The organism is Desulfosarcina sp. (assembly GCF_055467485.1).
The window spans coordinates 72,029-83,506 of record NZ_JBUOIV010000021.1 but is presented as its reverse complement, the minus strand read 5'-3'; the positions used below and the strand labels follow the sequence as shown (position 1 = coordinate 83,506).

Below are 11,478 nucleotides of genomic sequence, written 5' to 3'. Positions count from 1 at the left end.
CGATGTGAGAGAAGGGGTGAGGGTCACCCGCCTGGCCGTCCACATCGGCGATCTGAGCAAATACCCCGAACGGCGGGACCGAGACAGAGAGGCTGCCATGGCCCGCCGGGACATGCGTTGGGACGATCTTCAGGAGCTGCTGCTTTTCCCGGAGGTGGCCAGGTCCATTCGGGAGAGCCGCCGGCCGGAGCAATCGGAAACCTGCACCATGTGCGGTGATTTCTGTGCCATGAAGAAGGGCATGGAAGTATTTAGCCAGGATATCGCCGGAGACAAATGTTCTTCGTGAGGCGGCATCTTCTGGCCCAGGTCTTCGTTCTCAGGAGCTTGGGATCCTCGGCGTAGCGTTCGTTGCAACGCCTGCGGTCCCAATCTCCCTGCGGCCTTGACCTGAACCAAAATCTACCACTTCACGCAACACGTTAAAAAGGAGATTCTATGGAGTTATTAAAGAGAAGCATTGCAGCCATTCAACCATTGAACGTAGAGGTCTTGGCGCAGGCCAATGAACGCCTGGCCAACCAGGCCCGCCCCGCCGGCAGCCTGGGCATGCTGGAACCGACGTCGGCCCGCCTGGCGGCCATATTCGGCACCCTGGACGTCCGCCTGGATAACAAGGTCATCGTCACCTGCGCCGGGGACCACGGCGTCACCGATGAAGGGGTGAGCCTGTTTCCCCAGGAGGTCACGGCCCAGATGGTCTTCAACTTCGTGGGCCAGGGGGCGTCGATCAACGTGCTGGCCAAGCACGCCGGGGCCACGGTGAAGGTGGCCGACCTGGGCGTCAATTTCGATTTCGACCCGGACCTGCCCATCTTTCACAAGAAGGTGGGCAAGGGCACCGCCAACTTTGCCCGGGTGCCGGCCATGGACCGCCAGGATGCGGTCAGGAGTGTGGAGGCCGGAATCGAGATCGTCAACGAACTGCTGGCCGATGGGCCGGTGGACATGCTGGGCACCGGCGACATGGGTATCGGCAATACCACGCCGTCGTCCGCTGTCATCGCCGCCTTCTCCGGCATTGCCGTGGATAAGCTTACCGGCAGGGGGACGGGCATCGGAGACGCCGCCTTGGCCAACAAGATCCGGGTCATCGAACAGGCTCTGGCCCTGCACCGGCCGGATCCAAAGGATCCGCTGGACGTGCTGGCCAAGGTGGGCGGCTTCGAGATCGGCGGGCTCGCCGGCCTGGTCATCGGGGCCGCGGCTGCCGGTATCCCGGTGGTCAGCGACGGCTTCTTCTCCTCCGCCGGCGCCCTGATCGCCTGCGAACTGGCACCGGCAGCCAAGGCCTACCTGTTTGCCAGCCACCGCAGCGTTGAGGTGGGCCACCGGTTCATGCACGAACGCCTGGGTGTCGAACCCCTGCTGGACCTCCAATTCCGGCTGGGCGAGGGAACGGGGGCGGCCGTGGCCATGGAACTGCTGGATGCCGCCACGCGGGTGCTGTGCGACATCAAAACCTTCGAGGAAGTGGCCATTGTGGATGCCCAGCGGTAGAGCATGACTGAAAAGCGATCTCAGAGTAAGGGTTTACCGGTTTCAAAGCATCCCCTTGACGATCCCGTGAAAGCAGAATGGGGCACTTTGGGTCGGTGATTAAAGATCAGATTGAACCGCGATAGCGGGCGCATTCCCCGTCGTTTGCGGCGGGGTTCGCGAGCGAACTGAAAATTGACTTCTTATCCCTACGGTGCTGCGCAGCACTGCCGTTACAGGCAGAACTGTCAGTAAAGATAATGACAGGCATATTCCAAGGTTCGGTCACCCTTATTTTCAGCAGGTACACATTTATAAGCCTGAGCTGTCGACCACGTGAAGCGGGCCCCTTTGGGTATCAAAAAAGCCTTTTTATTCACATCCCAGTTGTCCGATGCGAGTAGAAGGGGTTGATTTCGATATGCTGTACATCTGCTACAACGATGGATAGCGATATAACATTCACGCGACCTGTTTTCGTTGGTCATTTGTCAATCGATAGCTTTTTCCCTTTTTAGGGATTCAACCTCTTCCTGAGTCATGTTCAGTATAGCCCTGAGCACTTCCGCGGAATGCTGTCCGAGCAGGGGTGCCGGCGACGTCACTTCGGCAGGGGTTTCGGACATGTTGATCGGCGACCCGATCACCTTGACCGTGCCGGCAGCCGGGTGATCCATCTCACGGATCATTCTTCTTGCACCGGCAATGTGCTCGTCTTCGACGACATCCTTAACCGAGTAAATGGGGGCGCAGGGAATCTTCTTGGAAAGCATGAAGTCGACGATGTCCTTGACCGTTTTATCCTGCGACCATTCCTCGACGATCCGCTTGACTTCCTCGTGCGCCTTGACACGGTCGTAGTTGTCCCGGTAGTCGGGGTCATCCAGCAGCTCCGGCCGGTTCACGGCGTTGCAGAATACTTCCCATAGTTTGTTGTTGCCCACGGCGATGATAACCCACCCGTCGGTGGCCTTGAAGGTGTCGTAGGGGTAGATGAACTCGTAGCGGTTGCCGGTTCGCTGGGGTATTCGGTTTTCGACCAAATAGATTTGAATGATGGTCTCCATGGCCGAGACCACCGAATCGACCAGGGCGATATCGACTTTTTGACCGGCCGAGCCGTTGCTGACGGCGAGCAGGCCTGCCAGGATCCCGACGCAGGCGTTCAGTCCGGCCAGCACATCGGCAATAGCCGTTCCGGTTCTGGTCGGCGGGCTGTCCGGCCAGCCGGTAATGCTCATGATGCCGCCCATGGCCTGACCGATGATGTCATAGCCGGGAAGGTCCTTGTAGGGGCCGGAGTGGCCGAATCCGGAAATGCACGCATAGACGATGTCGGGATTGCGGGCCTTGATCGTCGCATAACCGACGCCCAGCTTCTCCATGGTGCCGGGGCGAAAGTTCTCCAGAATCACGTCCGATTTCTCGACCAGATTGAGGAAGATCTCCTTTGCCTGCGGATGCTTGAGATTGAGCACCAGGCTCTTCTTGTTGCGGTTGAGGTTCATGAAATAGGCGCTCTCTTCACCGATAAACGGCGGGTAGCGCCTGGAGTCGTCACCGTGGCCGGGCGTCTCGATCTTGATGATCTCGGCACCCATGTCGCCCAGTAGCATCGTACAGAACGGGCCGGCCAGTACACGCGTCAGATCGAGCACGCGAATGCCGCTAAGCGCTCCCTTATGCCCCTTGATTTTAACCATACCACCTCCGGTGGAAGCAGGATTGATAATGTCGCGTTCATGCCGTCAGCCTCAGTCTTTTCGCCTTCAGCTGTCTTCTTCTACCGTACAAACCGACTGTCATCAAGAGGGCGACCACCGAGGTCCACAGCCCCGGCAGCACCGCCAGCACGGCGACCACCAGGCAGAGCAATTTGTCGAGAACTCGATTCCCGGTTACTCTCAGTCCGCCGAAGAGATTGGCAAAGGCCAGGACGAACAGGATACCGGAGAAGGCCGCCCGTAAGAACCCTTCCACCCCGGCCTGGGCCAGCATGCCGGGGTAGATGATGAACAAGAACGGGATCACATAGGTGACCGCCCCGAACGACAGGGCATACTTGGCCGTTTTGGTCCACTCCGTTTCCGCAATTCCCGATCCGACGAAGACCGCGATGCACACCGGCGGCGTGATGACCGACAGCGTTGCATAATAGAAGACGAAAAGGTGGGCGACGATCGGGGCGATGCCCATTTTGATCATGGCCGGGGCCAGCACGGCCGCCACCAGGACGTAGGCGGCGGTCGTGGGGATGCCCATTCCCATGATCATGCAGACAACGGCCACGATGAAGGCCACCAGGAAAATCCGGTCGCCGCCCAGACTGACGATCAGCGAGGAGAGGGTGATGCCCAGGCCGGTCATGTTTATCATGGCCACCATGATCTGGGCGCCCGCCAGCAGAATGCCGATGATCAGCAGTCCCCTGGATGAATCCTTGAACGCCTTGGTGATCTGATCCACCGCCGGACGCAGGTCAGAAAGGGAGGTGATGCGCGTGAGCGGAAAGGCGATCAGGGCGGCGGCCATGCCATAGAAGGCAGCGGTCTGGATCGCATTGCCCCGGAAGATGCCGACAAAAAGCGCGCTAAGGGCGACCACTACCGGCGTCAGTCGCCGCCAGTAGAGAATTTCCTTCCAGGGTGGCACCTCGGCGTCGGGCAGGCTGCCCAGGTCGCGCTCCTTGGCCATGACATCGATGGTCATGAAGACGCCCAGATAGAACATGAACGCCGGCAGGGATGCAGCCAGAATGATGGTGACGTACTCCACGCCGATGATTTCGGCCATGATAAAGGCCGCTGCCCCCATGATCGGCGGGGCAAGCTGGCCGCCGGTGGAGGCGACCGCTTCGGTGCCGGCGGCCATGGGTGGGGGGTATCCCAGTCGCTTCATCAGCGGGATGGTGAAGTTGCCCGTGGTCGCCACATTGGCCACGGCGCTGCCGCTGACCATGCCGAAAAGGCCGGAGGCGATGGTGGCGATCTTGGCGCCGCCGCCCGGAGCGCGACCGCCCAGGCGCATGGCCAGGTCGATGAAGGTCTGGCCGCCGCCGGTATTGAGCAGGATGCCGCCGAACAGGGTGAATGCAGCGATGATGGTGGCGGCGACCCCCATGAGCATGCCCCACACCCCCAGGTCACCCAGAAACAGGGTTTCGGTGACGAAATAGATGTCGAAGCCACGGTGGCCCAGTCGACCGGGAACGAATTCACCCAACAGGGCATAGGCCAAAACGAGGACAACGATGGTCGGGAAAACATAGCCGATGGCCCGCCGGGCGATTTCGAGAATCACCAGCGACAGGGCGGCGCTCATGACGATGTCCCGGTGTTTGGCCATGGGCAGCGTGGTCATGATCATGTCGTAGTTGACAATGACATAGATGCAGGCGGTCAGCGACATGAGGACCATACCCGCGTCGATGACCATACCCAGCGGCCGCAGCTTCTTTCCTTCCCAGAGCGGGTAGTAGAGCACGCCCAGGCCGATCAGGATCGCCAGGAAGATGGCCCGCTGGATGATGCTTTCGAAGGGGCCGGTCGCACAGGTGTAGAGAATGAACAGGCTCAGTACGGCAGACAGCAGCGTGATGCCTCGTTGCCTCAGGTTGTCCAGGTTGCCGGCATGCATCGGAAGCTCCCGATTGGATGGGGTATAGGGATGTGAATGGGCATCCAGCGAGGGAGGTCCATTGGCGCCTCCTCCCTCGCTGGCTCGCGTTCTAACGACCCGCGGCAGGCCGGTCTATTTTTCGATCAGCCGGTCCGGAATGCTGGCTCCGATTTCCTTGAAGTATTTGACGGTTCCCGGATGGAGCGGCGACGTGGCGTATTTGAGGGTCATTTCCACGAAATCCGCACCTTTCACGCTGGCCATGGCGCTGGCCTGGACGGTTTTGTCTTCGCAGATGGCCTTGACGATTTGGTAGGCGGTCGCTTCATCCAGTTCGAGGCTGGCGCTGCAGGCAACGGCAAAGCCCCAGGTCGTAAAGTCACCAATCCCGGGTCCCGCGCCGGCAGGCACATCCACGATGGAGACTTCGGGCAGTTCCGATTGAATCCGACTGGCCTGATCCTTGCTCAGGGAAAGGATATCGATGGGTGTGAAGGTTGAAATGTCCCGGGAGGACGCATCGATTTTCAGGCCCGCACCGGATTTGACGTAGCCTTTGATGTGGTTGTCCTTCACCGCCGTGACGATGTCGGTGGTGGATCCCCTGACGTAGTCCGGCTTGATGCCGAGCACGTCAAAGACCGCCTCGGTGGTCTTTTCCGTCGCCGATCCCTTGAGCCCCGGATTGTAGCGCTGGCCGTTGAGCCCGGCAAAATCGGTGATGCCGGCATCCTTGCGGACGATGGCGTTCTGGGGGGCGATCACATAAACCCACAGCAGCTTGGATTTCACCGGCCGATCCTTGAAGTCCTGCTTGCCGAAATAGGCCTGGGAAAGCACGTTGGTCGTGACCAGGCCCAGATCGATCTGCTTGCGGGCGAAACGGCGCAGGTTGTCCACGGTCGCTCCGGTTTCCACCACCGATGTGTCCAGACCGGAGACCTTCTCGTTGATGACCTGTGAGACGGCGACAAAATAGCCGTAGTGGCTCGACGAGGCCGAGGTCGAGCCAATCAGCATCTTCTGTGCAGCCGTCGACGGACTCGTCACCGCCAGGATGCCGATGAAAACCACCATAAACACTCCATACGATAACTTCGATTGTCTTTTCATGCTTCGCCCCTCCTTGATTGGTTGTTGACAGGTAATGAAGCCCTTCATCTGTCCAGAGCGCCAGGTGGGTTGGGTGTACGGTGCACTATTTGGGCGCGTAGCCCATCAGGCGCGAAATTTGTCCCGCCGCGGCGACGATTTTGGTGGCGTATTCCGAAAATGTATGGCGCTCCGGGTGTCTGGCCGTTGTCCAGGCGATGTTGGTCGCGGCGAACGCTTCCCCGGTGTAGCTGAAAATCGGGGCGGCCACCGCCCGGAGCCCCTTTTCGAGTTCCTCGTCGTTGATGGCATACCCGTGGGTTCGAATCTGTTCGAGTTCTTTTTCCAGTGCGGGCCGGGACACGATGGTGTTGTCGGTTTTTTTGACGAAGGATATCGACGAGAGAATTTTTTCCAATCGATTGTCAGGAAGGTACGCCAGGATGACCTTGCCCATGCTGGCGCAATGAACCGGCAGCCGGTCCCCGATATTGACGTTCACATTGACCAGGTAGTCGGACATGATCCGTTCGACATAAAGGATTTCGGAGCCGCTGAGAATCGTGAGGTTGACTGTCTCTCCGGTCTCATCCCGCAGTTGCTGAAGAATCGGCAGCGCGGCATTCCTGAGATTCATGCTTTTCAGGGCCGCCAAACCGATTGCGGCCAATCGTGGACCGAATTGATATTTCTTGGTCGCGGGGGACAATTCAACGATGCCAAGGGTGCGCAAGGTCTTGAGCAGGCGGAAACAAGTGGTTTTCTTGTAGCCGGTGGCATGGGTGATCTCTTCCAGCGTCATCAGGTGACCGCGGCTGTGCAGGCAATCGAGGATGACGAAACACTTTTCAACGGACTTGATGTGGTCTTTGTCGGGCATGTTGTCCATCCAATAAATTCCGCAATGCGGAATAAATATCTATATTTATTCTGTTATGTGGAATTTGATAACAGCCAGAAATGAACTCGTCAAGTAAAATAAATGAAATTTATTAACTGGCGTGTACTGACGGTCGGGCCTGCGGGAAAAGGCACCGGCAAAAGGGCCGTTTTAAATAAAATCGGCTTTCAGTGAAGGTCTTCTGTCAGTTTTCGTAAAGATGTGCGTATTAGGGAATTTTAATAAATATTCAGGAGGATCGAATTGCAGGTGTCAAACCGCTTGCCAAATCAGATCGGAAGGACATTCGTCTTTGACGAATACAATTGACCATGCATCACCGAGTACCTGTCGTCATATCGAACAAACCGGTGTCTGGCGGTTATCATCCAGCAGGACACGAACAAATAGACGAAAACAACATCGTGGGCATACACGATTTTGCATAGACATAGACAATCGCCGATGATGCCATTTATCAGTATCCAGACAGCATATGGATGCCTCCGGAACTGGCATCGGTCAGCGCCGTAACCAACGCCTGACAATCGGTGCGGTTGACTTTCAGTCTCACTTCAAGGCCGGTCACCGTATATTCTTCTTCAAGTTTTTCAGCACCGAACCGGTCGAGCGTCGCATAAAGGGTGCCGATGTGATCGAACCCGACGCGCAACAGGATCTCGGCCGTCGGCACGACCCGCTCCAACTTCGACCCCTGCAGGCATTTGGCGGCACACCCACCGTAAGCCCGCGCCAACCCGCCGGCACCCAACTTGACGCCACCGTAATAGCGAATGACCACCATCATCACGCCGTCGACCGCTTGTTGTTCGATGGCATTCAGTATCGGCCTGCCGGCGGTCCCGCCCGGTTCACCGTCATCCGAGAAGCGGTATTCGGGACCGATTTTGTAGGCCCAGCAGTGGTGGGTGGCACGAGCCTGCCTGATCCGTTCTAAAAACGCCAAGGCCTCGGCAGGGGTGGACACGCTGGCGGCGCGGGCGATGAAGCGGCTTTTTTTGATTTCCTCCTCGTAGACCGCCGGTTTTGTTAGAAAGAACATCAGCGGCTGCACCCATCATCCCGGTTGGCAGTGCAGAACGAATCTGGTCGATCATTCACAAACCTCAATGAGACCTTCCCTTTCCGGGTTTTTCGTAGGCATCCGCCAGATCCTGCCAGGCCTGCTTGTAACCCTTCAGGGCATCGGCCAGTTTGGGGATCACCCGGTCGGCCACCGCGTCATAGCGCCGGCGGTCCATGGGGTTGACGTTTTCGTGGCGGGTGGCCTTCAGGTAGGCCATGGCTTCCAGGGCAAACACCATGCGCTGGGCGCGTTCGATGGTGGGTGGGCGGTAGCGGTAGGTGGCGCGGATCTTCTCGACCCTTTTCGCATCCGGCGGCAACAGCGCCAGGAGATTCCCGCTGCCCGTACAAAGGGTGTGATGGGCGTCCTTCAACCGTTCCAACAGATCTTTAAGATCCGGTCGGCTTCGCGACACCGTGTCCGCCACCTGGCGGATTTCTCCCGGCAGGGCCTGTTTGCGGTATTCCACGGATGTCTGGAAAAAGCGGGCGAGTACCAGATCACCCGAGCCTTTCAGCCGGCTGCCTTCAATCTGCCTGCGGACATCCGAAAAACGCAGGCAGTCCCGGGCGCAGATGTCCAGCACCTTGTCCAGCAGAATGGTGTTGAATATCATCGAGGAGGAGATTGCCGGGGAGTTGAGCTGCTTTTCCAATAAGCCGCAGGTCCGCTCGATGCAGTCATTCATCAGCGACCGCATGAACAGCGGCCCTTTGATTCGGATGCTCAGCGCACGCCGCTTGAGCCGTTTCACGAGCCTGTATATACCGACCATCAGCCAGACAATGAGCAGGAGGGGCAACACCAGGCCAAATGGCCCCAGCCGTATCATGGTGCCGGTCATATCCAGGACCGAATAGACCACGATCGTCAGGACCAGACCGAAAAAGATGGTGGCGGCCAACGGGTTCACCATGAACCCGTTTTCATTGGCGGCCGCGCGGCGGCTGGGTTGGCGGTCTGGACGGGTTGAGGGCATGGGCGCGCGTATCGAATCCCCGGGCCACGGGATGGGGTCGGTTGGCCGGCTGCTGTTTTTTTCCGTTATTTCATTTGGATGGCGGCAGGATTTTCAGGGTTTCCCGCTCTTCGGACGGCTTCTGGGATTCGGGCAGAAGCAACTGCTTCTGCCGGATCAGTTTGCCATTCTTGTCGATCACCGTATCGTCTTCCATGATCAGAAAACCGAGCTTTTCCATCACGTCGTTGCGGTAGCGGTACTCGTGTTCCATGTGCCGCTTGCTGAGCTTATAGTTGCTGACGATCCAGGCGATGCCGAAAATCACGCCGGCCACCAGCAGGACACCGCAGGCAATGAGGCTGTAGGTGACCATTTTCTCTCCGGCGTTGAAAATGAAGAGAAAGATGGCATCCAGCTTGTAAAACAGCACCGTGCAGGCCACGATGGCAAACAGCATCGGTAGAAAAGGCACCTTTTTCATGTGGGTGAGAAAGAGGTTGAACTTGAAGAGCTTGGACCGGCTGTCATCCGATTCCGCGCCTGGGCCGCCTTCTTCTCCGGCGGCCGGAACGTTGCCGAAGATGAACTGGTTGAAGGCCAGGATGAAGACACCCAGCAGGAAGGTGATGGCCACCGGGGTGACGAAGGAGACATAAAAGTAAAACTTCCACGGAAAGGGGCCCTTGTCCGGGCCGAGGTTTCCCAGGAAGCTCACCAGGAAGATCACGATCTCCACGGCAATGATGAACCAGAGATAGTTGATGAAAAAGCTCTTCAATTCGACCCCGTCGAACAGGGTCGCCAGTCCGCTTTGATTGTCTTTCTTATCGGCGCTCATGTGGATTCACTGAATGATACGGGTCGGGACTCACGGGTCGGTCAGAGTCCATATTTTACATTCGTTTGGGCGGCAATGGCTTGCCCTGAAAAACGAAAATTTCCGGTTGCGAGGTTCAAATCTATTAAACTCGCCGGAAACTGTCAAGGCATGAATAACTCGAACGCCAATCGTAACCTTCCCCTTGTTCGAGCGTTATAACAGAAACGACAACCCATTTTGGACTGCCTGCAGCGCTGAGCTGATTATGGGGGAGGGAAGTCAAAGCCCCCCAAACTGACGGATTCGTCTTTCCCTTCTCTCATTTGTCGCCGGATAAATCCTTCTATCTTTTAGATGGCCGCCACTGTCTCCAAGCTGGATGGGGTGCCAGGTGCGGGAAAGGAGGTGAGGACCGGTCAATTTTGAAGGCATCGGATTTCGTGGAAACCAACTTTTAAGGGCGGAGGAAAACAATGAAAAAGCAGTTTAAGATCGCCGGTTTGGCAGTTTTTTTAATTTTCGGAAGTGCCCTTTTGTTGACGGCGGCCGGCCTGTCTCCGGTGGCAACGGATTTGGAAAGACTGGGCATGCACCTGTACAAGGACAAGAACCTGTCGCTTTATCAGAACCAGTCCTGCCAGACCTGCCACCACCCGCTGGCCGGGTTCGCCGATCCCAAGAATCATTTGGATCCCTATGTGAATGTGGTTTCGGTCGGTTCGGATGGCGTGAGCCTGGGCGGTCGCAATGCACCGACTTCGGCCTACGCCGGTTACAGTCCCATTCGGTACCAGGAGGCAAACGGGGATTGGTTTGGCGGCATGTTCTGGGACGGTCGGGCGACGGGCGATACCCTGGGCGACCCCCTGGCCGAGCAGGCCCAGGGACCGCCGTTGAACCCGGTGGAAATGGCCTTGAAAAACAAGCCGGCCGTCATCAGGGTGATCAAGGCCGCGGCATATTATGATCTGTGGATCAAGGTCTTCGGTCCCATTACCAACACCGATGATGCCTATGACAATTTCGGAAGGGCAGTCGCGGCCTACGAACGCTCCAGACAGGTTACTGCATTTTCCTCCAAATTTGATAAGGCCGTTGATCAGTTCACCAATGAAGAGATTGCGGGTTGGGAACTTTTCGAGACCCATTGTTCAAGCTGCCATGCCACCTGGGTCCAAGGGGAAGAACCGGAAGCCCTGTTTACCACCTATGGTTACGCCAACATCGGCTTACCCGCCAATCCCGCGGTTCCTTCGCCTGACCTGGGATTGGGCGGGGATCTCAACGATGAAAGCCAGTACGGCAAGTTCAAGATTCCGACCTTGCGGAACATCGCCCTCACGGCGCCATACGGCCACAATGGCGTTTTCCCCACCCTTGTCGAGATGGTGTCATTCATCAGTGACAGCAGCGGTTTCACGCCGGATGTCAGTGGGACGGTCAGCCAGATGGTCGGCGGCCTGGATTTTAATGAATCCGAGATCAATGCTCTCATTGCCTTTTTGAATACGCTAACGGACGGCTATTAAGCCTTTCGGAAT

10 protein-coding genes are annotated in these 11,478 nt (G+C 57.6%); 3 read left to right on the top strand and 7 right to left on the bottom strand.

Going from position 1 to position 11,478, the window contains the following annotated elements:
* Positions 1–289: phosphomethylpyrimidine synthase ThiC (locus ACZCED_RS12175; RefSeq protein WP_464860884.1), on the top strand; the 289-nt coding region annotated here is incomplete at its 5' end.
* 149 nt (positions 290–438) lie between these two features.
* Positions 439–1,500, top strand: a complete 1,062-nt coding sequence (gene cobT, locus ACZCED_RS12170) for a nicotinate-nucleotide--dimethylbenzimidazole phosphoribosyltransferase (RefSeq protein WP_464860883.1) — start codon at positions 439–441, stop codon at positions 1,498–1,500.
* A gap of 470 nt (positions 1,501–1,970) precedes the next feature.
* Here cobT and ACZCED_RS12165 read toward each other — a convergent pair whose 3' ends face one another.
* From ACZCED_RS12165 to ACZCED_RS12135, 7 genes are all read right to left on the bottom strand, one after another.
* The gene (locus ACZCED_RS12165; RefSeq protein WP_462971503.1) at positions 1,971–3,182 is read right to left on the bottom strand and encodes a CaiB/BaiF CoA transferase family protein; all 1,212 of its coding nucleotides are present in this window, start codon (positions 3,180–3,182) and stop codon (positions 1,971–1,973) included.
* A gap of 37 nt (positions 3,183–3,219) precedes the next feature.
* Positions 3,220–5,115 (bottom strand): TRAP transporter permease, encoded by a 1,896-nt coding sequence (locus ACZCED_RS12160; RefSeq protein WP_462971502.1) that lies wholly within the window; start codon positions 5,113–5,115, stop codon positions 3,220–3,222.
* 114 nt (positions 5,116–5,229) lie between these two features.
* Positions 5,230–6,210, bottom strand: coding sequence for a TAXI family TRAP transporter solute-binding subunit (locus ACZCED_RS12155; RefSeq protein ID WP_464860882.1), 981 nt, complete (start codon positions 6,208–6,210; stop codon positions 5,230–5,232).
* An 85-nt stretch (positions 6,211–6,295) separates the two neighbouring features.
* The gene (locus tag ACZCED_RS12150; RefSeq protein ID WP_462971500.1) at positions 6,296–7,069 is read right to left on the bottom strand and encodes an IclR family transcriptional regulator; all 774 of its coding nucleotides are present in this window, start codon (positions 7,067–7,069) and stop codon (positions 6,296–6,298) included.
* 478 nt (positions 7,070–7,547) lie between these two features.
* On the bottom strand, positions 7,548–8,132 hold the full coding sequence (locus ACZCED_RS12145) for an IMPACT family protein (RefSeq protein ID WP_462971499.1): 585 nt from the start codon (positions 8,130–8,132) through the stop codon (positions 7,548–7,550).
* Between the two features lie 64 nt (positions 8,133–8,196).
* A complete protein-coding gene (locus tag ACZCED_RS12140) occupies positions 8,197–9,135 on the bottom strand; it encodes a hypothetical protein (RefSeq protein WP_464860881.1) in 939 nt (312 codons plus the stop codon).
* 70 nt (positions 9,136–9,205) lie between these two features.
* Positions 9,206–9,955: a hypothetical protein gene (locus tag ACZCED_RS12135; protein ID WP_462971497.1), complete on the bottom strand. Its 750-nt coding sequence runs from the start codon at positions 9,953–9,955 to the stop codon at positions 9,206–9,208.
* Between the two features lie 455 nt (positions 9,956–10,410).
* On the opposite strand from ACZCED_RS12135, the gene ACZCED_RS12130 reads away from it, so the two are divergent.
* A complete protein-coding gene (locus ACZCED_RS12130; protein WP_462971496.1) occupies positions 10,411–11,466 on the top strand; it encodes a cytochrome-c peroxidase in 1,056 nt (351 codons plus the stop codon).
* Positions 11,467–11,478 lie beyond the last annotated feature (12 nt).